Below are 21810 nucleotides of genomic sequence, written 5' to 3' on the forward strand. Positions count from 1 at the left end.
GGTGCGAATCGCCCTGTTCGCAACCTGCCTGGCGGATGCGCTGTTTCCGTCTGCCGCGATCGCCACGGTGGAATTGCTTGAGCGCCTCGGCCACGAGGTGATCTTCCCGAGTGGTCAAACCTGTTGTGGCCAAATGCATGTCAACACCGGCTATCTCAAGGAAGCCACCGCGCTGGTGCGCAATCACGTCGAGGCCTTCGAATCGGCGGGCTGCGATGCCGTGGTGGCGCCGTCGGGATCATGCGTGGGTTCGGCGCGGCACCAGCATGCGATGGTGGCGCGACGCGCCGGTGACGAGCAGTTGGCGTCACGGGCCGAAAAGCTGGCCACCACGACGTACGAACTGTCCGAACTGCTGGTCGACGTCCTCGGTGTCGACGACGTCGGCGCCTACTATCCGCACCGGGTCACCTACCACCCGACCTGCCACTCACTGCGCATGTTGGGCGTGGGTGACAAGCCGCTGCGCCTGCTGCGCCATGTACGGGGGTTGACCCTGGTGGAGTTGCCGGAGGCCGAATCCTGTTGCGGTTTCGGCGGAACCTTCGCGATCAAGAACTCCGATACGTCCACCGCGATGCTGGCCGACAAGATGGCCCACATCCTGCAGACCGATGCCGAGGTCTGCAGCGCCGGGGATTCGTCGTGCCTGATGCACATCGGCGGCGGGCTGAGCCGGTTGCGTTCCGGGGTGCGCACGGTGCACCTGGCCGAGATCCTGGCGGCCGCCCCATGACTTTCCTCGGCACGCCCGGAGTCGGAAACCTGCGGGGCGACAAGCCGTTTCCGAAAGCCGCCCGATCCGCACTGGCGGATTCCCAACTACGCCGCAACATCGGTCATGCCACCCACACGATTCGAACCAAGCGGCTGACCGCGGTGGCCGAGTGCGACGACTGGGAGCAGTTGCGCGAAGCAGGCAGCGCGCTCAAGCAGGACGTCATGGCACGGTTGCCCGAGTTGCTCGAGCAGTTCGAGGACAACGTCACCCGGCGCGGCGGGGTCGTGCACTGGGCCCGCGACGGCGACGAGGCCAACCGCATCGTCGCCGACCTGGTCCGCGCCACCGGCACCGACGAAGTCGTCAAGGTCAAGTCGATGGCCACCCAGGAGATCGGCCTCAACGAATACCTGGAAGCCCAGGGCATCGCCGCGTTCGAGACCGACCTGGCCGAGCTCATCGTGCAGCTCGGCCACGACAAGCCCAGTCACATCCTGGTGCCGGCCATTCACCGCAACCGCGCCGAGATCCGGGAGATCTTCACCCGCGAGATGCCCGGCGTCGGCGAGCTCACCGACGACCCCCGGGTGCTGGCGATGGCGGCTCGGGCTTACCTGCGGCACAAGTTCCTCACCGCCCGGGTAGCGGTCAGCGGGGCGAATTTCGGCGTCGCCGAGACCGGCACGCTGGCCGTGGTGGAGTCCGAGGGCAACGGCCGGATGTGTCTGACACTGCCGCAGACCCTGATCACGGTGATGGGCATCGAGAAAATCGTGCCGACCTTCGCCGATCTCGAGGTGTTCATGCAGTTGCTGCCACGCTCCTCCACCGCCGAACGGATGAACCCCTACACCTCGATGTGGACCGGCGTGCATCCCGGCGACGGGCCACAGGAATTCCATCTGGTGCTGCTGGACAACGGCCGCACCCGGGTGCTGGCCGACGAAGTGGGCCGCCCGGCGCTGCACTGCATCCGGTGCAGCGCGTGCCTCAACGTCTGCCCGGTCTACGAGCGCACCGGCGGTCACGCTTACGGTTCGGTCTATCCGGGGCCGATCGGGGCGATCTTGAGCCCGATGCTGACCGGCACCACCGGGCACGACGACCCGAACGCCAGCCTGCCGTATGCGTCGTCGCTGTGCGGGGCATGTTTCGAAGCCTGCCCGGTGCGCATCGACATCCCCTCGATCCTGGTGCACCTTCGTGCCGAGCAGGTGGACCAGGACAGAACCGGGCTGCCGGGCGGGCAGGACCTGGCGATGAAGGCGGCGGGCTGGGCGATGTCCGAGGCCGGCAGGTTCGCGCTGGCGGAGAAGGCCCTGGCCGCCGGGCGGTTGATCGCCGGGCGCGACGGGCGGATCTCGACGCTGCCGTGGCCGGCGTCGGCGTGGACGGCCAGCCGCGACATTCCCGCCCCGCCCGCCGAGACGTTCCGGCAGTGGTGGAAGCGCACGCATGGTGGAGGCGACGGTGGCTGATCAGGCGAGGACCGCGGTACTCGGCCGGGTCCGGGCGGCGCTGGCTGCCGCGCCGCCACAGCCGGTCGTCGTGCCCCGCGACTATCACCGGGAGCCGCTGACGCGAGCCGGCGATGTGGAGCGGTTCGCCGAGACGGTCGCCGAGTACCGGGCCCGGGTGCATCGAACCGACGCCGACGCGATCGCGTCGACAGTCCTGGGATTGGTCGGGCCGCAGGCCACCGTGGTCGTCCCCACCGATCTGCCGCACGACTGGGTGACAGGGCTGACGACCGTTCCCGACGCGCCCCCACTGAGCGTCGAGCAACTCGACCGGGCCGATGCCGTGCTGACCGGGTGCGCGCTGGGTATTGCCGCGACCGGGACGATCGTGCTCGACGCCGGCGCCGGCCAGGGACGGCGGGCGCTGACCCTGGTGCCCGACCATCACATCTGTGTGGTGCGCACACAGCAGATCGTCGACACCGTGCCCCAGGCATTCGCCGCGCTCGACCCACTCCGGCCGTTGACTTTCATCTCCGGCCCGAGCGCTACCAGCGACATCGAACTGCAGCGGGTGGAGGGCGTCCACGGACCCCGCACCCTGGACGTACTGATCGTCGCCGACCTTACCGACGGGTAAGTCGACGAATGTTCTTAGCAAAGCATTAACGCCAGCTCCCAGCAGCCTTATTTTGCCCACTTAGCGTTGGGAACAGGTTGACGCGACGGAGCTCAGCCAGAGCTCAGGAAAGACGGCGGGAGGCTGATCATGACATTCACGAACAACACCCCGGCATTGGATCGCCATTTTCGGTACGGGAACTCGGCAGTCATCTGCGAGGGCGCATCGATGCGCGCGCAGTGCCGCCAGCTGGCAACGGTGGTGACCGTCAAGGGAGATGTCGACAGTCACAACATCGACCAGATCGCGTCCTACGTGAATCGGTTCATCCTTGCCGAGAAGCCGTTGGCCCTCGATCTGAGTGGCGTCAACAGCTTTGCACCTCAGGCGATGTCACTGTTCTTCGACATCGATGATCGGTGTGGCGAGTTGGGGGTGGACTGGGCAGTGGTGGCCAGCCAGCCGGTGACCGCCGAAATCCGCCGCCAGGAGGTGGGCGTACCGCTCGGCTCCTCGGTGCCAGAAGTCCTGCATCACTTCGCCGAAGGCAACACGGCACGTCGCCGGTTGCTGCCCCTGCTTACCAAGAGCGCCTGAGAGAAAGGCCAACGCAATGTTGATCGATGTCCGCTGGTTGACCCGCCTGCTTCGTCATCGCCACCGGGCGGTGCACACCTGATTCATCGCTACACGTAAACGAGATGGCTGCCAGACCTGGTCTGGCAGCCATCTCGTTTTTGTCAGGTGCGTGGCAGATCCGTTGTCAGGGAACCTTGTGGACCGCAGGTGGTTTCCACGTGCCGTCGATGATCGACGGCGGGGTTTCTTTCGGCCAGTACAGACGCAGCATCAGGTTGAACTTTCCGCCCGGTGCCGGTAGCCAGTTGGCTTCTTTCTGAGGACCGGGATTGTCGTGCTGCAGATAGAGGTCGACCGACCCGTCAGAGTTGGTGACGAAGGAATTCCGCTGGCTGAGGTTGTAGCGGTTGAGCGGGTTGTCGACGAAGAAATAACCCTCGTCGTACATGGTCAATGACCAGAACCCGTCGACGGGAGGAAATTGTCCCTTGTCGAAGTGCACCGTGTACTTGTTGGCGCCGTCGTAGGGCTTGCCGTCGGTGTCGGCTTCCGAGGTCGGGTAGACGGCGTCCTGGGGCCGGTTGGCGCCGAGACCGACATAGGTGATCAGCGCGCGCTGCAGATAGTCGGTGCCGTACTGACCGGTCTGGGTGGTGAACTGCCACCCGTTGACGTCGTCGAGTTCCTTGAACCGGGCGAGGATCTTGGCGACGCCGTCCTTGGGAACCGATTGCAGCGCCGCGGCGACGTCAGCGCCGAGCTTGTCGATGTCGAACTTTTCGCCGGGAACGATGCCGAGCCGGGCCATCTTGTCCACGATCGGTTGGTCGGCCTGGGCCGGCGGGTTGTCCTTCATCAAGCCGGCCATCAGGTCGAAGAACGCCTCGGTACTCAGGTTGTTGACCTGCTCGCGCACCGGGGTCTTCATGTCGATGGCGGGATCGACGTTGCCGACCGGCGGGGTGTAGGGCTTGCCGTATGAACTGAGTGGGACAAGCGAGATCTCGTCCTGCATCTTGTGCACGGCGGTGTAATCCTCGGGCGTGCCGTCGCAGTAGATCCGGCCCAGGAGCCACACCGTCGAAGTGGGCGACTTGTACTCCTTCACGCCCGCGGGCAGCGTGCCCTTCCAGCCGGGGCCGGTGATGGCGTAAGTCTGAGGCCCGGTGCCGGTGGTGCGTTTCCCGGGTACCTCGAAGACATTCGTATAGCCGTCGAGCATCGGAAACAGGTAGTAGCGGTCGCTTGCGTCCGGCAGGCTCAGTACCCACGGCTCATCTTTGACGTCGACGAACCCGTTTGTGTACAGCGTGTCGGCGTTGGGTGCGGTGACGTCGCGGAATTGGGCGTTCGGATACTCACGCATCCGCATCAGCTGGCCCATGGGCGCGCGGGGGCCGTCCACCTTCTCGACATTGGTCATCACCCGCCGCGTCATCTCGATCGTCACCAGCGAGTAGCCGTAGACGTACGCATCCAGGGCGATGGCCTTGGCGTCATCGGGCGTCAGCTGCCCGGATCCGGATCGACCGGATTCCTCCGATGACGACGGTGAACATGCCGGCGTGGTCATCATCAACATCGTCGTGCCGAGCGCGACCAGCCATTTGGCCGCGCGGCGATCCTTTTTCACGAAACGCCGTTCCTCTCTTGGGTTTTCCATTGACCAGGGTTGATCAGATGTAAGCGACGTGGGATGCGGTGGATACAGCCGAAGGGGAACGGCACGCGCTCACGGTAGTCGAGCAGCGGGCATCCAGGTGCAGCAACGCGGCGCTGAACGCGGACAGATCGAGCGCGATCGGATTCGCCGCAATACCCCGCCTTACCTGCTAAAATTCGGCCCGCCGGGCGATGCAAACGGCACCTGCCCACCTCGGGGAAGGAGTCCCGCTGTGTCCCGCACACCGAAGACCGTGCGCTACGGCATGGTGCCGGCTTTCGCCGCTGGCGCCATCGGGGTTGTCGTGGGTGTGTTCGTTCCCGTGACCGCCGCCGCCGAGCCACCGCCGCGCCCGCCCAACTGCACCGCAGCCGACCTCGCCGGCATCGCCTCCGGGGTCGCCGCTGCGACGTCCACCTACCTGTGGACGCATCCCGACGTCAACGATTTCTACACCAACCTGCACGGTCGCCCGCATGACGAGGTTCCGCAAGCCACCAAGGAGTTCTTCGACGCGAACCCGCAAGCTCACGCCGACCTCGCCGGTATCCGTCAGCCGTTGACCGACTTCCGCAACCGCTGCGGAATCAAGGCACCTGATCAACCTCTGGGACAATGATGTTCGGCTCATCCTCGCGTTCGCCGTGGCTCCGCGCAGCCACCGCGGCGCTCGCATTCACCGCGCTGCCCGGCGCCGTCGTTCTCGCTCCCGCCGGTACTGCCGGCGCCGATGTGTGCGCGAGCGCCGGGCGCCGCATCTCCGTCGGCGGTTGCGTCAACATCGCCGACGCCGTCGCCCCGTATGTTCCGCCGCCCGCCTATTACGCCCCGCTACCGGAGGACGCGCCGCCGCCACCGCCGCCGCCGGGCTCGAACGTCAGCGGCTGCATCGGTTACAACGGCCGGTGGGTCCACGCGGGCGGCTGCAACTAGAGCGTTGGGCGCACACCTGCCCGAGCGCGCACTCTTAGGCATGCGCCAACTCCAGACACCTCAACCCGAACCTGGGGTCCCACGCCGGTTTCTACGTGAGGGTCGCCAAGCCCGCCAATCAACAACCCTCACGTGGAAAATGGTGCAGCGCCGGACCGGGTCAACACCAGGCGCGACGGACCAGCTCAGGCGATGGCGCCGGAATTCTTGAGTTCTTCGATCCGATCCCAGTCGATGCCGAGTTCCATCAGCACGATCTCGGTGTGCTCGGAGGCCTGGGGCGCCCGGGTGGTCTCGAGCGGTTCGTGGTTGAACTGCACCGGGCCGCGCACCACCTTGAACGGCTTGCCACCGTCGGCGGCCTCCACCTCGACGATCATGTCGTTGGCCACCGCCTGATCGTCCGAGGCCAGATCGACCAGGCTCTGGAACGGCGCCCACTGACCCTTCATGGTCTTGAGGTGCTGACGCCAGTACTCGAAGGGCTTGCTGCCGATCGCTTTCGCGATGAGTTCGACGCCTTCGGAGGCGTTCTCGATCAGCGGCAACACATCGGAGAACCGCGGATCATCGGCCAGTTCGGGCAGTCCGAGATGTTCGAAGGCATCACGGATGTAACCGGTGGGGCTGACGATGCACAGGTTGATGGTGCCGCCGTCGGACGTCCGGTAGTTGGCCATGAACGGGTTCACCGAAGTGGCATCGTCGGGCATCAACGAGCGCATGGTCTCACCGGTCTCCATACCCTGGGTGACGCTGGCGCCGGCCGCCCACCACGCCGTGCTCAGCAGCGAGACGTCGATCTCGGCGGTCTCCCCGGTCCGCTCCCGGTGAAACAGCGCCGCCGAGATCCCACCGGCGATGTTCATCCCGCCGATCGAATCGCCGAAGGCCGGAATGCCTTGGGACAGTGCGCCGTTGATCGCCTCCGGGGTGAGCGCGTGCCCGACCCCGCTGCGGGTCCAGAAGGCGGTGCCGTCGAAGCCGCCGGTATCACGCTCGGGCCCTTTGTCCCCGTAGGCGCTGCCGCGGGCGTAGATGATGTCCGGGTTCACCGCCCGGATGTGCTCGACGTCGAACTTGTTCTTCTGCCGTTGGGCGGGAAGGTAATTGGTCAGGAAGACGTCGGCTGTCTTGGCGATCTCGTACAGGACCTCCTGACCGCCGGGCGTGGAGACGTCGATACCGACGCTGCGCTTGCCGCGATTGGGATGCTCGATGAGGGGGTGGCGGTCGGGGTCGAGCTGGAACCCGCCCATGTTGATGAAGCCTCGCTGGGTGTCACCTCGCAATGGGTGCTCGATCTTGATGACGTCAGCGCCCCAGTCGGCGAGGATGGCCCCGGCCGCCGGAACGAAGGTGAACTGCGCGACCTCGAGCACTCGCACGCCCTGCATGACCTTGATCAACGCAACTCCTAACCGTTGGACTTACGGTAAGTGTAGCGAGACCGGGCCAGGTACCTATGCTTACCGGATGGGACTTCTTGGTGCGGTGGCCGGCAGTCCGCATTCCTACCGGCTGATGCTCAAATGGCACCGGCTGGTCCCGCCCATCGAACGCTTGCTGCGCCGGGCCAGCCGCGGCCGGCTCGGCGTACTCGAGCTGGCCGGCCTGCCATCGCTGCAACTGACTGTGCCCGGGCGCAAGTCGGGCATCCCGCGCACCGTCACCGTTCAATACGTCGCGGACGACTCGTCACTGCTGGTTGTCGGGTCCAATTGGGGGCTGGCGAAACATCCGGAGTGGGCGCGCAATCTTGCGGCCACCTACCACGCGGACGTCGATCGCGGCGGTCACCGCGAGACCGTCACCGTCGAGTTGCTGACCGGCGTCGAACGCCGGCGCGCGTGGCACACCATTCTCGACTTCTGGCCCAACTATGCGTTGGCGCAGGAACGGGCGGGCGAGCGCACTTTTCAGATATTTGCATTACGGCCGGCGGCCTCCGGGTAGGTCTGCCGGTGGCCGGTGAAGCGACGGTTGCAGAGGTCCGTCGACCATGCGCGTGAACTGACCGAATGCCGGGTATCCCGTCACGGTTAGGGCCCGACGTATGGAGGCCGCGATGACCGCTACCGGAGAAGTCAACGAACGACAGGCCAGGCAGGTCGCGGAGGACGCGCGAGAAGCGCAGTGGCACCAACCCAGCTTCGGCAAAGAACTGTTCCTCGGCCGATTACGGCTGGACCTGGTCTACCCGCACCCACGCGGTCCCGCCGGAACCATGGAACGGGGCGAGGCATTTCTGGTCAAGCTGCGGGAGTTCTGCGAGACGCAGATCGACGCCGCGGTCATCGAACGCGACGCCCAGATTCCCGACGCGGTCATCCGCGGCTTGAAGGAACTCGGCGCGTTCGGCATGAAGATCGGCACCGACTACGACGGGCTCGGCCTGTCGCAGGTGTATTACAACAAGGCGCTCGCGCTGGTGGGCTCGGTCCACCCCGCATTGGGCGCCTTGTTGTCGGCGCACCAGTCGATCGGCGTCCCGCAGCCGGTATCCATGTTCGGCACCGCCGAGCAGAAGCAGACCTGGCTGCCGCGGTGCACGCGGGAGATCAGCGCCTTCCTGCTCACCGAACCGGACGTCGGCAGCGATCCGGCCAGATTGCACGCCACCGCCACCCCCAACGGTGACGACTACCTGCTCAACGGGGTCAAACTGTGGACCACCAACGGTGTGATCGCCGACCTGCTGGTGGTGATGGCCCAGGTGCCTCCGGGCGAGGGACACAAAGGTGGCATCACCGCCTTCGTCGTCGAAGCGGACTCCCCCGGCATCGTCGTCACGAACCGCAACGCATTCATGGGATTACACGGCATCGAGAACGGCCTGACCAAGCTGACCGACGTGCGAGTGCCCGCAGCCAACCGCATCGGTCGCGAGGGAGAAGGCCTCAAGATCGCGCTGACCACACTCAACGTGGGGCGCCTGTCGCTGCCGGCGGTGTGTACCGGAACGGCGAAGTGGTGTCTGAAGATCGCCCGGGAATGGTCGAAGGAGCGTGTCCAATGGGGCCGTCCGGTCGGTGAGCACGACGCAGTGGCCGGCAAGGTGGCGTTCATCGCGGCCACCGCCTACGGAATCGAGTCGATGGTCGAGCTGGCCGGCGAGCTCGCCGACGCCGGCCGCACCGATATCCGGATCGAGGCAGCCCTGGCCAAGCTGTACGGCTCGGAGATGACCTGGCTGATCGCCGACGAGCTGGTGCAAATCCGTGGCGGCCGTGGTTTCGAGACCGCCGAATCGCTGGCCGCCCGCGGAGAACGCGGCGTGCCCGTCGAGCAGATCCTGCGCGACATGCGGATCAACCGCATCTTCGAGGGCTCCACCGAGATCATGCATCTGATGCTGGCCCGCGAAGCGGTGGATGCGCACCTGTCGGTGGCCGGCGACATCATCGATCCTGACGCCGATCTGAAGCACAAAGCGAAAGCGGCCGCGCAAGCCGGCAAGTTCTATGCCCGCTGGTTGCCCACCCTGGTCACCGGAAAAGGCCGGCTGCCAACATCTTTCGCCGAGTTCGGGCCGCTGGCCGAGCACCTGCGCTATGTGGAGCGGGCCAGCCGCAAGCTCGCCCGCAGCACCTTCTACGCGATGTCGCGATGGCAGGGCAAGCTGGAGTACCGGCAGCGTTTCCTCGGCCGGATCGTCGACATCGGCGCCGAACTCTTCGCGATGACGGCGGCCTGCGTCCGGACCGGGAGCGACGGGCCGGACGCCGAGGTCGAGCTCGCCGACGCGTTCTGCCGACAGTCGCGGCGCCGGGCCGACCGACTGTTCACCGAACTCTGGGACAACAGCGACGACACTGACCGGGCGTTGGCCCACCGCGTGCTCGACGGTCGGTACGCGTGGTTGGAGGAGGGGATCATCGATCCGTCGATCGATGGTCCGTGGATCGCTCAGGACGGTGGCGATGTCACCGACGATGTACACCGGGTCATCCGGTGAGCAAAGTACTTGCGCACGTGAACACCGCACGCGCGCAGGCTTCCTGAGAACCCGCCACGCTCGTAGACTTAGAGCGTTATGACGACCCCGTCAAGCGCGTACGGCGGCGGATCGGGACATCAGCCGCATGCGATGACCACGCTCGATCACCGGCTCAGCCGGCGACAGGCGCGGCAGATGAGTCGGCGGTTTGCCGGGGTCGGCGTCGCGATCGACCCGGCCCGGCTACGCCAGATCTCCTCCGGCGCGCCCGCCGCCAATGCTGAAGTCACGAACGTCGAATTCGCCGTTGTGGCATGCGAACTCATGCAGGATCAACGCTTCTCGAAGCTGGCTCGCGGTAAACAGCGCTGCATAGAGTGGCTCGTGGTGATCGTGATGGGCGTGGTGATGTTCGGTGCCCTGTTGTGCGCCACCGTGCTGATGTTGAGCCTGATGTCGCACTCGACACCGTTCTGAGCCGATGGCCGGGCTCAGTCGAACGCCACGCTGAAGTATTGCGTCTCTTGGAACTCGCGCAACCCGTCGCGGGCGCCTTCACGACCGAGCCCGCTCTGCTTCATTCCGCCGAACGGCGCCGACACGTCGGACACGATTCCCCGATTGATGCCGACCATGCCGGCGTCGAACGATTCGGCGAGCCGCACCGCGTCCTGCAGGCGTCCGGCGTAAACGTATGCAGCCAAACCGTATTCGGTGTCGTTGACCCAACGCAGCAGCTCGTCGTTGTCCTCCCACACCACGAGCGGGGCGACCGGCCCGAAGATCTCGTCGGCCAGGATCTCGGCGTCCGGCGCGACGCCGGTCAGCAGGGTCGGTGCGACGAACCATCCCTCGGTGGGCGCCTCGGCCTGTGCGGCGACGACGGCGCCGGCGGCCACCGCGGCGTCGACCGCCGCGGTCACGCGCTGCGCGGCGCGCTCGGTGATCAGCGGGCCCACCTGCGACGCCGGATCGGAAGCCGGGCCCACCCGCAGAGCGGTGATCTGGGCGCCGAACCGCGCGACGAACTCGTCGACGACGGAGGCGTGGACGTAGAAGCGGTTGGCCGCGGTGCAGACCTGGCCACCACCGCGGAACTTGGCCACCATCGCACCCGCCACGGCAGCCTCGACGTCGGCGTCGGCGGTGACGACGAACGGGGCGTTTCCGCCGAGCTCCATGCTGGCATTGACGATCCGCTCGGCAGCCTGCCGCAACAGCACCCGGCCCACCCCGGTGGAGCCGGTGAACGAGATCTTGCGGACCCTGGCATCGCTGAGCCAGGTCTCCACCACGCCGGCGGCATCGGAGGTCGGCACCAGGTTGACGACACCGTCGGGCACCCCGGCGGCGGACAGGATGCCGACGATCGCCAGCGCGGTCAGTGGCGTCTCGGCCGCGGGTTTGAGCACCACGGTGCAGCCGGCCGCCAGTGCCGGGGCAATCTTGCGGGTCGCCATCGCAGCTGGGAAGTTCCACGGCGTCACCAGCGCGGCGACCCCGACGGGCTTGTGGGTGACCAAGGTTCGGGTGCCTCCGGCCGGGCTCACCCCGTACCCGCCGTCGGTGCGGACCGCCTCTTCGGCGAACCAGCGGAAGAACTCGGCGGCGTATCCCACCTCGGCGCGGGCGTCGGTCTGCGATTTGCCGTTCTCTGCACAGACCAGGGCCGTCAACCGATCGGCGTCGGCGAGCATCAGCTCGTAGGCACGGCGCAGGATGTCGCTGCGCTGTCGCGGGCTCGTCGCGGCCCAGCCACGGTATGCACGGTGCGCGGCGTCCACGGCCGAGCGTGCATCGGCGACGCTGCCGTCGGCGACCTGGGCGATGGTCTGGCCGGTGGCCGGGTCGAACACGTCGAATGTGGTGGCGGCACTGTGCGCCTGGCCGTCGATGAGGATGCCGTGTTTGGCGTCGAGTTCGGCGATCACATCGTGGCTCATCGGATCTCCTCGAAAATGGCGGCCAGGATGTCCAGGCCCTCGTCGAGCAGGTTGTCGGGTATCGACAGCGGCGGCAGGAAACGCAGGACGTTGCCGTAGGTGCCGCAGGTGAGCACCACGAGCCCCTGGGCGTGCGCGGCGGCGGCGATGCGCTTGGTCAGGTCGGCGTCCGGCTCGACGGTGCCGGGTTTGACGAGTTCGACGGCGATCATGGCGCCGCGGCCACGGACCTCGCCGATCCGGGAGTCCTGGGCGGCGATGGCCTTGAGGCGGCCGGTCATGGTCTCCTCGATCTGCCTGGCGCGGGCGAGCAATCCGTCGCGTTCGATGGTCTCGATGACCGCCAGGGCGGCCGCACAGGCCAGCGGATTGCCACCGTAGGTACCGCCGAGACCGCCGGCGTGCGGGGCGTCCATGATCTCGGCTCGACCGGTCACCGCCGACAGCGGCAGCCCTCCGGCGATGCCCTTGGCCGTGACGATCAGATCCGGCACCACGTCGTCGTGCTCGACGGCGAACATCGCGCCGGTGCGGGCGAAGCCCGACTGCACCTCGTCGGCGACGAACACCGCGCCGTTGTCGGTACACCAGTTCTGCAGAGCGCGCAGGAATCCCGGTGCGGGAACGATGAATCCACCTTCACCCTGAATGGGTTCGATCACGATGGCGGCGACGTTGTCGGCACCGACCTGCTTGTCGATGAGGTCCAGGGCGCGGGCGGCCGCGGCCGCACCGTCGGTCTCGCCGTCCCGGAACGGGAACGAGGTGGGCACCCGGTACACCTCACCGGCGAACGGCCCGAACCCGTGCTTGTAGGGCTGGTTCTTGGCGGTCATGGCCATGGTGAGGTTGGTGCGACCGTGGTAGGCGTGGTCGAACACCACGACAGCCTGTCTGCGGGTGTGGGCACGCGCGATCTTGACGGCGTTCTCCACGGCCTCGGCACCGGAGTTGAACAACACGCTGCGCTTGTCGTGATCGCCGGGCGTGAGCCGGTTCAGCTCTTCGGCCACCCGCACGTAGCCCTCATAAGGCGTGACCATGAAGCAGGTGTGGGTGAAAGCGGCGACCTGCTCGGTCACCGCGTCCACGACGGCGGGAGCACTGTTGCCGACGGTGGTCACCGCGATGCCGGAGCCGAAGTCGATGAGCTGGTTGCCGTCGGCGTCCACCAGGATTCCGCCGCCGGCGGCCACCACATAGACCGGCAGCGTGGTGCCGACGCCACCGGCCACCGCAGCGACCTTTCTGGCCTGCAATTTCCGCGAGACGGGGCCCGGGATGGGCGTGACGAGCCGACGTTCCTGGGTGATGGCCGCACCGGCGATCTCGGCGATGGTCACGTGTTCCTCCTGCTGCTGGCGGTGATGACGCTCACGCTAGGCAACTCAGCGTTCCGGCGGGAGGTCTGAAATGCACATCGCCCTCCCGGTGGATTGTGCAAGACTGGCACGATGGTGCTGGTCGGTGATCTACTGCAGACGCGGGCCCTTGGGCTGCGCGCAGTCGAGGTCGGACGGCCGGACGCGGCGGTCCGCTGGGTGGCCACGAGTGAACTCGCTGATCCGGGGCCGTTCCTGGAGGGCGGCGAGATCCTGCTGACCACCGGCCTGGAAACCGGCGACTGGCACGACCAGTGGGACCGTTACGTGCACCGACTGGCCGACGCCGGCGTGGCGGGAGTCGGGTTCGCGGTCGGACTCACCCACGCCGAGACCCCCGCCGAACTCGCCGCGGCCTGCCGCAGACATCACGTGAATCTGTTCGAGGTGCCGCGCCCGACCACGTTCGTCGCGATCAGCCGACACGTCGCGCACCTTCTGGAGGAACAGGAATCCAGCGCTAACCGCGAGTCGCTCAAGACGCAGCGCAAACTCATCTCGGCGGCGGCCAAACCGGATCCTGCCGTTGCGGTCATCACGGCGCTGGCCGCCGCACTCGACGGCGCGACCTGCCTGATGAATCCCGACGGCCGCGTCGTCACCGGTCCAGTGGGGGCCCGCCGCAGCGAGTTTCCGCTCGACGAGGTCGCCGACGACGTCAGGAGGCTGCAGGCCCACGGACTGCGTTCGGCTGCAGCACAGTCCGATCCGACGTTGTCGGTGTCGGTACACCCGATCGGGTTGCGCGGCCGGGCGTCGGCCTATCTGGCCGCCTTGATGCCGGCCAGGGCGTCGGAGGGCCACCGTCAGGCGGTGACGACAGCGGTGGCACTGCTGGGGCTCATCGACGAGCAGGACCGCAGCCGCGCCACGACTCGACAACACCTCCGTAGCCGGGCGCTCGAGCTGCTCGCCGAAAGCGATGTCCGCACCGCCCAATTGGTGTTGGAGGTGGACCAGACGGCGACCGTGCTGCCCAAGCGCATCCGATTCCTCCGGGCCGGCGGGGACGAGTCTGCCATCGAGAATGCGGTGGCCGCTCTGGAGCGACGCGGCATCCTCGCCGGGGTCTATGCCGGTGAGCTGTGCGCGATCACCGAACCTTCCCGTGCCGAATCGACCGCGTCCCGGTTGACCGACGACGGGCTGCTGGTCGGCGTCGGCAACTCGGTCGCCCCCGGCGACGGCGAGACCGGCTACCGGACGGCCGGGCTGGCTCTGGCCCAGGCCACCGAAGGATCCGGCGCTGTGGTGTGGGACCGGGTGATCGACAACGGGCCGCTCGGTCTGATCGATCCGGCGAAGGCCGCCGCATTCGCCGAATCGTGGTTGCGCGGCCTCGATTCCGAGCAGCTGGAAACGCTGCGTTGTTTCCTGCGCCACCACGGATCTCGACTCAAGGTCGCCGAAGAGCTCGGCCTGCACCGCAATACGGTGCGTAACCGTCTCGCGGCGATCGAGGCGGCGCTGCCCGGGAAGCTCGACGATCCGCAGACCCGGGTGAGCGCGTGGATCGCCCTGCAATCGGTTCCCGAGGGTCTCAGGCCTTGAAGTACACGAACTGGTGGCTGGTGGCCAGCAGCGTGCCGTTCCGGCCGAACAGACGTGCGCTCTGATCGAAGTAGCCGCCGGAATATTGGTGCGCCCGTGCGGTTCCCAGGATGAAGTCGTCCCCTTGAGCCGCGAGCTGCGGCTCGTCGGCATGGAAGTACACCGAGATCGTCACCGTCCCGGCCGGCACGAACCTGCCGTGACGCAAGAACACCCGCGGGTAGAAGATGTCGCTCACGGCGGTCAGCGCGGCGAAATCCAGTGCCCTGGCCGGATTGTTGCGCACCCACAACGTCGTGGTCGAGCCGGCCGATTCGACCGGATCATTCGCGGCATCCGGCATCGCGCCGTCGACGAACCGCATGTCGTAGTTGTCGAACCAGGCCACTGAGAACGGCGGGACCGACGGCTCGATGTCCTCGGGTGGGCAGACCTGCGGCGGATCGATCTCGGTGTCCGACCAGCCGTCGCGACGCAGCCCGAAAACTGCGGTCGCAGTGGTCTTGACCTCGCCGTCCTGGCTGAGTTCGACAACCCAGTGCTGATTGGACCGGTTGGTCTTGACGCACCGTGTCACGATCTCGAATTCACCGTCGGCGATGGGCGCCACGTAATTGACCGTCAGCGCGATCGGCTGGCCGTGCCGCTGCGGATGCAGCTCGACTGCCCGCACCATGGTGGCTGCGGTGACGCCGCCGAACGGGCCGACCATGTTGGCCCACTCGGAAAGCGTCCGCCCGCGCAGGAGGTCATCACCTGCTGGTTCGAGCTCGAGGGCCTTGTCCAAGGGATGCACCCGGCCACCCTACCGATGCGACGAACGGCTACTTGGCCGATGCGTAGTTCGGCCGGCCCAGCCCCAGCGCCTGCTGGGCGATCATGTTGCGGAACACCTCAAGGGTGCCGCCGTAGATGCCGGTCGGGCCGGCCAATCGGAAGATGTACTCGGCACCACCGTCGTCGGCGGCCCCGGCGGCCCCCACTGGCAGGGCCGCCGCCGGGCCGGCGATGTCCATCAGGTCCGGAGAGATGTCGCGCATGGTCTGGGCGATGGCCACGCGGCCGTACATGTCCGGACTGCTCATCGCGGCTTCCAGTCGGGCGATGGCCCGTCCCAGCCGGTATCGCGACGCGGCGTCGTCGGGCGCGATGGCCGCCACCCGGTCCACCGCCTCGGCCGTCAATGTGATGTGCTCGGTCATCGTGGCGAGCTTCTGCAGGCCGCGGGTCTCGCGTTCGAAGGTGCCGTGTTCGAGCTCGAGGGCACCGCGCAACACCGTCCAGCCGCCGTTGACCTCGCCGACGCGGTAGCGGTCGCTGACCCGGACGTCGCTGTAGTAGGTGATGTTGGTGCGGTCTCCGTCGATGGTGCGGATCGGTTGGATCTCGACACCGGGCGAATCCAGCGGCACCAGAAACATCGTCAGGCTCTTGTGCTTCGGGGCGGAGGGATCGGTGTTGGTCAGCAGGAACACGTACTGGGCATTGTGCGCGTTCGAGGTGAACATCTTGGACCCATTGATAACCCAGCTTGATCCATCCGCTTCCCGCACCGCACGGGTCTTGCAGGTGGCGACGTCGGACCCGCCTTCGGGTTCGGTGTAGCCCAGACACAGCCGCAGTCGCCCGTCCAAGACACCGGGCAGTACCTCGTCGAGAAGCTCGGGTGAGGCGAACTTCTCCATCGAATGCGCGACCATCGCGGTCGTTCCCCAGTGGAACCAGGGGGTGTGCGCCCGGCCCACTTCCAGCTCCCAGATGCGGCGCCGGACCGCGCTGAATCCGCCGTCGGCCTCGGCCCGGTAGTCGCCGGTCAGGTACCCGGCGGCGCCCAAGGCCAGATGCACTGTCTCGTCGAAATTCTCGCCGGTAACGCGATCATGCTCGATCACCTCGTCGGTGACCACCTCGGCGAGGAAGGCCCGCAGCTCATCGCGGAACGCCAGATCGTCCGCGGAGAGGTCGACGTGGGAGAAGTCCATCAGGACACCGTGACATTTTCCGAATCATTTGTAAAGACGACGTCGCGTCGCCGCAGCAGCAGCAACAGCGCACCGCCGATGAGCGCGGCGACGCCGGCCAGGACCAGAAATCCGTCAAAGCTGTTACTGGCGGCCAACATCCGGCTGAGCACCACCGCACCCAGCGCCGAGGACACCCCGATCACCGCGGACAGGATGCTGAGCACCGTGCTGTACACGTCCAGGCTGAAATGGCGGGCCACCAGATAGGCGATCACGTCGCCTTCGGCTCCCCAGGCGGCGCCCAGACAACAGACCGCGACCGTCAGCACGCCGATGTGGTCGGCCGGCGACGCCACCAGCAGGCAGCCGAGCCCCGGCAGGGCCATCGCCACCGCAGCCACCATCTGGGGCGGCAACCGGTCCAGGGCCACCCCGCACACGAACCGGCCGACGATGACGGCGGTGGCGAACACGGTGATGAGTACCGCGACCGAGCCACCGGCCCCGGCGTCACCCAGCATGATCCCGAGTTGGGTGGTGGTGACCGAGTGGTACAGGTTGCACAACAGCACACCCAGTAACAGGATCCAGAACACCCGGCTTCGGCAGATGGCTCGATAATCGTTGCCGGTCTTGTGTTTCCGCGCCGCCGGTCCGGTGTCCGCGTCTCGCCGGGGGACGAGCAGCAGGGCGACGGCACCGACCACCGCGATGGTCACGGCGATCGCCACGCAACCGGCCCGCCAGCCGTAGACCCGGTTGATCACGGCGAGTGCCGGGGCAGCCACCGCGCCCAGCAGCGGCGGGCCGGAGATCGCGATGGCCAGTGCCAACCCCCGGGCGGCGTGGAACCGGGTGGCGACCAGACGGCTGTAGATCGCCGGGGTGGTGGTCACCCCGAGCGCGATGAGCACGACGTTGATCGCGAAGTACTGCCAGATCGGACCGGACATCATCGCGTAGGCGAGCCAGCACAGCGGCAGCCCGACGACACCGGTCGCCGCGACCCGGCGCACCCCGAACAGGTCGGTCAGGCGGCCGTAGATCGGGAGGAACACGAAGGTGAGCAACGTGATCGCCCCGGTCAGCGCGAAATCCGAGCGGCTCCATCCGAACGCCGCGAGGAACTGCGGCCCCATCGCGGCGTTCGTGTACGCACTCAGACTCAGGCCGGCACTGAGGCCGGCGGTCGCGGCGGCCAGAGGTTGCCAGTGGGTCCGTAGCTCGCCGAGGTAGCTCATCCTCGGTGAATCTAGCCGGTGGTCACCGGGATCGCCGCAGTGTCGTCGTCATCGGAACCAGGCGGACGCCGCGTCACCGGCTTGCGGAAGTGGTTGTCCCCGCGGGGATAGACCACCTGCGGCCACCAGAACCACCGGCCGAGCATGGTCGCGATCGACGGCATCAACAGCGACCGCACGATGAAGGTGTCGATCAGCAGACCTATCGCGATCGTCGAGCCCATCTGGGCCAGCACAATCAGGTCACTCGCCATCATGCCGGCCATCGTGGCCGCGAACACCAGCCCGGCCGAGGTGACCACGCCGCCGGTGCCGGCCATCGACCGGATGATGCCCGTCTTCAGGCCGGCGTGGATCTCGTCCTTGAACCGAGACACCAGCAGCAGGTTGTAGTCCGATCCGACCGCCAACAGGATGATCACCGACATCAACATGACCAGCCACTCGATCGGCTTGCCGAACAGGTCCTGCCAGAGCAGCACCGAGATGCCGAACGACGCGGCGATCGAACTGCCCGCCGTGCCGACGATGGTGAGGGCCGCCACCGCGCTGCGCGTCAGGATGAGCATGATCATGAAGATCAGCGTCAGCGCCGACACGACGGCGATCATCAGGTCGTACCGAGCGCCGTCGGCCATGTCCTTGTAGGTGGCCGCGACACCGCCGAGGTAGATCTTGGCGTTCGACAGCGACGACATCTTCAGGGCTTCCTGCGCGGCCTTGCGCTCGGACTCGACCCGGGCGATGCCCTCCACCGTCGCCGGGTCGCTCTGGTGGGTGATGAACATGCGGGCGGACTTACCGTCCGGCGACAGGAACATCTTCAGGCCGCGCTCGAAGTCGGGGTTCGTGAAGGCTTCCGGGGGCAGATAGAACAGGTCGTCGTTCTTGGCGTCGTCGAAGGCCGCACCCATCGACAGCGCGGTGTCGTTCATCGCCTGCATCTGGTCGATCAGGGCCTTCTGCGAGTTGTACGACGCCAGCGACAGGTCCCGGCTGGTTTCCATCGACGCGATCGTCTGCGGCAACAGCGCAGTCAATTTCGGTGCGAGGTCGGCCAGTTGGTCGGTGTTGACCTGGACCGACGCGGTCTTGTCGGTCAGCTCGTCGATCCCGTCGAGAGCATCGAAGACCGAACGCGCCGCGGAGCACATCGGGATGTCGAAGCAGTGCGGTTCCCAGTAGAAGTAGTTGCGCAGGGGCCGGAACTGATCGTCGAAGTTCGCGATGTTGTCGCGCATCTTCTTGGTCACCTCGAGCAGTTCGGCCGACTTGGCCGCGGAGTCCTGGGTCAGTTGGGTCTGTTCGAGCGAGAGCTGGTATTGCCGCTTCATGATGTCGATCGAGGTGTTGGTCGCGTCGATCATTCGAAGCTGGTCTTCGAGTTGCTTGCGCTGGAACGGCAGGTTCATATTGCTGGTCTGGCCCGAGATACTCGTCTGGAACGGAATCGAGCTGTGCTGGATGGGGATTCCCAGCGGCCGGGTGATGCTCTGCACCATCGCGATGCCGTCGGAGTGCATGACGTTGCTCGAAATCTTGTTCAGCACCAGCATGTCGGCGGGGTTGCGCATGTCGTGGTCCGACTCGACCATCAGGATGTCGGGGTTCATCCGGGCCTGGGTGAAGTGCCGGTCGGCGGTGGCGAAGCCGACGTTCACCGGTGCGTCGTCGGGCAGGTAGTACCGGTCGTTGTAGGCCGGCTTGTATCCGGGGATGGCCACCACCCCGATCAGCACAACGAACAGGCTGACCACGAAAATCGGTGCGGGCCAACGCACCACCGCGGTGCCGACCTTGCGCCAGAACTTGCTCTGCGGGGGCCGCTTGGACTCGTACAGCCCGACCCGGCTACCGAGGTAGAGCACCGCCGGGCCGAGCGTGACCGAGATGACCACGACCACGACCATGCCGATCGCGACCGGTGCGCCCATCGTCGTGAAGTAGGGCAGCCGACAGAAGCTCAGGCAGTAGGTTGCCCCGGCGATCGTCAGGCCAGAGCCCACGATCACGGGGGCAACGGACTTGAAAGTGGCGTAGTACGAGTCGTCTTTGTCCAACCCCACGCCGCGGTCTTCGCGATACCGGCCGAAGAGGAAGATGCCGTAGTCGGTGGCGGCGGCGATGGCCAGCATCGTGAGGATGCTGCCGGCGAACGTGGTCAACCCGAATGCATCGTTCATCGCCAACACCGAGACCACCCCGCGCGCGGTGAGCAAGGCGAGGAACGTCAGGAACAACTGGATCAGCGTCGTGATGATCGAGCGGTAGACCACCAGCAACATGATCGCGATGGCGGCGAGGGTGATGACGGTGATCATGCCCAGGCTCTCGTTACCGATGACGTGTTCATCACGGGTGAGCGCAGCGGGGCCCGCGACGTAGGCCTGCACCCCCGGCGGGGCCTGCGTCTCTTCGATGACCTTGCGGACGGCTTCGACGCCCTCGTTGGCAAGCGTCATACCTTGCTCGCCGGCAAGGTTGATCATCACGTAGGACGCCTTGCCGTCGGCGCTCTGCGCGCCGGCCGCGGTCAGCGTGTCACCCCAGAAGTCCTGGATGTGCTGGACGTGCTCGGGATCCTGCTGCAGTTTGCGGATGATCTCGTCGTAGTACCGGTGCGCGTCCGGGCCCAGCGGTTCCTGGCCCTCGACGACGATCATGATCGTGCTGTTGGAGTTGAATTCCTTGAAGTTGGCGCCCATCAACTTCATCGCCTGCATCGACGGGGCGTCCTCGGGCGCCATCGGTGCGGCATGCAATTCGCCGACGACCTCGAGCTGGGGCGCGATCACATTGACCACGACCGCGATCGCGATCCAGAACAGGATGATCGGCCACGCCAGAATGCGGAGCAGGTGCGGGACGACGGGACGCTTCGGCGTGCCGGTGGACCCGGGCGAGGTGGCGGATGTGGTCATGCGGACTTCACCAGGCAGTAGGTCTGGGCGTTGACGCCATTGGCGGATTGCTCCTCGCGGACAGTGCCATTGACGGTGACACGGCACCCGATGTGGTCGCCGCTGCTCTCACTGTCGCTGCGCGCCATCAGGTTCGCACTGACGGTCGGCAACGTGGTGGACAAGGTGACCGACCAGGGCAGCGGGGCGTTGACCGAGTGCACCTTGGCGTCCGGATCGAAATAGCTGATATCGGCGGAAGTTCCGGGCGGTCCGTACACCTCGTACAAGACCACCTTCGGATTGAACTGGACGATCTCGATGCCGGCTCCGGCGTTGGCATTGAGATCTTCGGAGGCGAACATCCGGTGCAGTCGTGAGACCACGAGACCCGAGATCGCCAGCACCACCACGAGCACCAACGGAATCCAGATCCACTTGAACAGTCCGCCGACCGACCCAGCCCTCACGAACACCTCCCGACAGGTCCAGCGTGAATTAGTTCGAATACCTATGTACAGCGGGGTGAAACTTTACACCTGTCCTGAACTTCGGGCAGCGGCCGCCTGTTGCTGTGAAAGAGCTGGCAGAAAGCTTGGAGCGATGATCTCCTCCCCCAAAGTCTCGACCCCGATTGGCCATCGGCTACCTAGATCGGCTATTCTTATACATAGAATTTCTATGCAATGTCGGGAGGTTGCCATGGCGTTGGAATGCGAACAACGAGCGATTGCGTCCCCCCACATGAGCGACACCGATCGGTTCGTCGACGCCGTACTGCCGTGGGTCGAGCAGATCGAGCGTGGCGCCCGCCGGCTGACCCACAACCGGTACGACGCCGAAGACCTCGTGCAGGAGACACTTCTCAAGGCCTACAGCGGTTTTCACACCTTTTCCGAGGGCACCAACAT

20 protein-coding genes are annotated in these 21810 nt (G+C 66.3%); 11 read left to right on the forward strand and 9 right to left on the reverse strand.

The window, feature by feature from the left end:
• The first annotated feature begins 1 nt into the window (after position 1).
• The 4 genes from A5740_RS26225 (at position 2) to A5740_RS26240 (ending at position 3400) form a co-directional block, all read left to right on the forward strand.
• Entirely contained in the window at positions 2 to 736 is a 735-nt protein-coding gene (locus tag A5740_RS26225; RefSeq protein ID WP_076199080.1) for a (Fe-S)-binding protein, read from the forward strand.
• Entirely contained in the window at positions 733 to 2199 is a 1467-nt protein-coding gene (locus A5740_RS26230; protein ID WP_076199042.1) for a LutB/LldF family L-lactate oxidation iron-sulfur protein, read from the forward strand. Before A5740_RS26225 ends, A5740_RS26230 begins: the two co-directional genes overlap by 4 nt.
• On the forward strand, positions 2192 to 2821 hold the full coding sequence (locus tag A5740_RS26235) for a lactate utilization protein C (protein WP_254849346.1): 630 nt from the start codon (positions 2192 to 2194) through the stop codon (positions 2819 to 2821). The genes A5740_RS26230 and A5740_RS26235 overlap by 8 nt, the downstream gene beginning before the upstream one ends.
• Before the next feature lie 129 nt (positions 2822 to 2950).
• Entirely contained in the window at positions 2951 to 3400 is a 450-nt protein-coding gene (locus A5740_RS26240; protein ID WP_076199046.1) for an STAS domain-containing protein, read from the forward strand.
• A 166-nt stretch (positions 3401 to 3566) separates the two neighbouring features.
• Here the strand turns inward: A5740_RS26240 and A5740_RS26245 are convergent, their stop codons facing one another.
• Positions 3567 to 5015 carry a DUF1254 domain-containing protein gene (locus tag A5740_RS26245; protein WP_371454812.1) on the reverse strand — a complete coding sequence of 483 codons (1449 nt, stop codon included), beginning with the start codon at positions 5013 to 5015 and terminating at the stop codon, positions 3567 to 3569.
• A gap of 295 nt (positions 5016 to 5310) precedes the next feature.
• Here A5740_RS26245 and A5740_RS26250 point away from each other — a divergent pair, with 295 nt between their 5' ends.
• On the forward strand, positions 5311 to 5664 hold the full coding sequence (locus A5740_RS26250; RefSeq protein ID WP_076199084.1) for a heme-binding protein: 354 nt from the start codon (positions 5311 to 5313) through the stop codon (positions 5662 to 5664).
• Positions 5664 to 5978 (forward strand): hypothetical protein, encoded by a 315-nt coding sequence (locus A5740_RS26255; protein WP_076199086.1) that lies wholly within the window; start codon positions 5664 to 5666, stop codon positions 5976 to 5978. The genes A5740_RS26250 and A5740_RS26255 overlap by 1 nt, the downstream gene beginning before the upstream one ends.
• 185 nt (positions 5979 to 6163) lie before the next feature.
• On the opposite strand, the gene A5740_RS26260 is transcribed toward A5740_RS26255, so the two are convergent.
• The gene (locus tag A5740_RS26260) at positions 6164 to 7375 is read right to left on the reverse strand and encodes a CaiB/BaiF CoA-transferase family protein (RefSeq protein WP_076199048.1); all 1212 of its coding nucleotides are present in this window, start codon (positions 7373 to 7375) and stop codon (positions 6164 to 6166) included.
• Between the two features lie 79 nt (positions 7376 to 7454).
• Between A5740_RS26260 and A5740_RS26265 the strand changes: the two genes are divergently transcribed.
• The 3 genes from A5740_RS26265 to A5740_RS26275 all read left to right on the forward strand — a co-directional run bounded on the left by A5740_RS26265 (position 7455) and on the right by A5740_RS26275 (position 10395).
• Positions 7455 to 7934 carry a nitroreductase family deazaflavin-dependent oxidoreductase gene (locus A5740_RS26265; protein WP_076199050.1) on the forward strand — a complete coding sequence of 160 codons (480 nt, stop codon included), beginning with the start codon at positions 7455 to 7457 and terminating at the stop codon, positions 7932 to 7934.
• A gap of 112 nt (positions 7935 to 8046) precedes the next feature.
• The gene (locus A5740_RS26270; protein ID WP_076199088.1) at positions 8047 to 9936 is read left to right on the forward strand and encodes an acyl-CoA dehydrogenase family protein; all 1890 of its coding nucleotides are present in this window, start codon (positions 8047 to 8049) and stop codon (positions 9934 to 9936) included.
• A 78-nt stretch (positions 9937 to 10014) separates the two neighbouring features.
• Entirely contained in the window at positions 10015 to 10395 is a 381-nt protein-coding gene (locus A5740_RS26275) for a hypothetical protein (RefSeq protein ID WP_076199052.1), read from the forward strand.
• 14 nt (positions 10396 to 10409) lie between these two features.
• Here the strand turns inward: A5740_RS26275 and A5740_RS26280 are convergent, their stop codons facing one another.
• The gene (locus A5740_RS26280) at positions 10410 to 11861 is read right to left on the reverse strand and encodes an NAD-dependent succinate-semialdehyde dehydrogenase (protein WP_076199054.1); all 1452 of its coding nucleotides are present in this window, start codon (positions 11859 to 11861) and stop codon (positions 10410 to 10412) included.
• The gene (gabT, locus tag A5740_RS26285) at positions 11858 to 13204 is read right to left on the reverse strand and encodes a 4-aminobutyrate--2-oxoglutarate transaminase (protein WP_076199056.1); all 1347 of its coding nucleotides are present in this window, start codon (positions 13202 to 13204) and stop codon (positions 11858 to 11860) included. The genes A5740_RS26280 and gabT overlap by 4 nt, the downstream gene beginning before the upstream one ends.
• Before the next feature lie 111 nt (positions 13205 to 13315).
• On the opposite strand from gabT, the gene A5740_RS26290 reads away from it, so the two are divergent.
• Complete coding sequence (locus A5740_RS26290) at positions 13316 to 14794, forward strand: PucR family transcriptional regulator (RefSeq protein WP_076199058.1); 1479 nt, start codon at positions 13316 to 13318, stop codon at positions 14792 to 14794.
• On the opposite strand, the gene A5740_RS26295 is transcribed toward A5740_RS26290, so the two are convergent.
• The 5 genes from A5740_RS26295 to A5740_RS26315 are packed head-to-tail and all read right to left on the reverse strand — an operon-like array spanning position 14784 to position 21345.
• Positions 14784 to 15590, reverse strand: a complete 807-nt coding sequence (locus A5740_RS26295) for an acyl-CoA thioesterase II (protein WP_076199060.1) — start codon at positions 15588 to 15590, stop codon at positions 14784 to 14786. The genes A5740_RS26290 and A5740_RS26295 overlap by 11 nt on opposite strands.
• A gap of 28 nt (positions 15591 to 15618) precedes the next feature.
• Positions 15619 to 16776 carry an acyl-CoA dehydrogenase family protein gene (locus A5740_RS26300; protein ID WP_076199062.1) on the reverse strand — a complete coding sequence of 386 codons (1158 nt, stop codon included), beginning with the start codon at positions 16774 to 16776 and terminating at the stop codon, positions 15619 to 15621.
• Positions 16776 to 17999, reverse strand: coding sequence for an MFS transporter (locus A5740_RS26305; RefSeq protein WP_254849347.1), 1224 nt, complete (start codon positions 17997 to 17999; stop codon positions 16776 to 16778). The genes A5740_RS26300 and A5740_RS26305 overlap by 1 nt, the downstream gene beginning before the upstream one ends.
• Positions 18000 to 18010: 11 nt before the next feature.
• Positions 18011 to 20920 carry an RND family transporter gene (locus A5740_RS26310; RefSeq protein WP_076199064.1) on the reverse strand — a complete coding sequence of 970 codons (2910 nt, stop codon included), beginning with the start codon at positions 20918 to 20920 and terminating at the stop codon, positions 18011 to 18013.
• On the reverse strand, positions 20917 to 21345 hold the full coding sequence (locus A5740_RS26315; RefSeq protein WP_076199090.1) for an MmpS family transport accessory protein: 429 nt from the start codon (positions 21343 to 21345) through the stop codon (positions 20917 to 20919). Before A5740_RS26315 ends, A5740_RS26310 begins: the two co-directional genes overlap by 4 nt.
• A 298-nt stretch (positions 21346 to 21643) precedes the next feature.
• On the opposite strand from A5740_RS26315, the gene A5740_RS26320 reads away from it, so the two are divergent.
• On the forward strand, positions 21644 to 21810 hold a 167-nt coding region (locus tag A5740_RS26320), incomplete at its 3' end, for a sigma factor (protein WP_305800113.1).

It is taken from the genome of Mycobacterium sp. GA-1841 (assembly GCF_001954135.1).
In the GTDB taxonomy this organism is placed as follows: domain Bacteria; phylum Actinomycetota; class Actinomycetes; order Mycobacteriales; family Mycobacteriaceae; genus Mycobacterium.

Bases quoted from the DNA above. Each gene is read 5' to 3' on its own strand.
- A5740_RS26230 (WP_076199042.1), top strand. From the start codon at position 733: ATGACTTTCCTCGGCACGCCCGGAGTCGGAAACCTGCGGGGCGACAAG.
- A5740_RS26240 (WP_076199046.1), top strand. From the start codon at position 2,951: ATGACATTCACGAACAACACCCCGGCATTGGATCGCCATTTTCGGTAC.
- A5740_RS26250 (WP_076199084.1), top strand. From the start codon at position 5,311: ATGGTGCCGGCTTTCGCCGCTGGCGCCATCGGGGTTGTCGTGGGTGTG.
- A5740_RS26255 (WP_076199086.1), top strand. From the start codon at position 5,664: ATGTTCGGCTCATCCTCGCGTTCGCCGTGGCTCCGCGCAGCCACCGCG.
- A5740_RS26260 (WP_076199048.1), bottom strand. From the start codon at position 7,375: ATGCAGGGCGTGCGAGTGCTCGAGGTCGCGCAGTTCACCTTCGTTCCG.
- A5740_RS26265 (WP_076199050.1), top strand. From the start codon at position 7,455: ATGGGACTTCTTGGTGCGGTGGCCGGCAGTCCGCATTCCTACCGGCTG.
- A5740_RS26270 (WP_076199088.1), top strand. From the start codon at position 8,047: ATGACCGCTACCGGAGAAGTCAACGAACGACAGGCCAGGCAGGTCGCG.
- A5740_RS26275 (WP_076199052.1), top strand. From the start codon at position 10,015: ATGACGACCCCGTCAAGCGCGTACGGCGGCGGATCGGGACATCAGCCG.
- A5740_RS26280 (WP_076199054.1), bottom strand. From the start codon at position 11,861: ATGAGCCACGATGTGATCGCCGAACTCGACGCCAAACACGGCATCCTC.
- A5740_RS26290 (WP_076199058.1), top strand. From the start codon at position 13,316: ATGGTGCTGGTCGGTGATCTACTGCAGACGCGGGCCCTTGGGCTGCGC.
- A5740_RS26300 (WP_076199062.1), bottom strand. From the start codon at position 16,776: ATGGACTTCTCCCACGTCGACCTCTCCGCGGACGATCTGGCGTTCCGC.
- A5740_RS26305 (WP_254849347.1), bottom strand. From the start codon at position 17,999: ATGAGCTACCTCGGCGAGCTACGGACCCACTGGCAACCTCTGGCCGCC.
- A5740_RS26310 (WP_076199064.1), bottom strand. From the start codon at position 20,920: ATGACCACATCCGCCACCTCGCCCGGGTCCACCGGCACGCCGAAGCGT.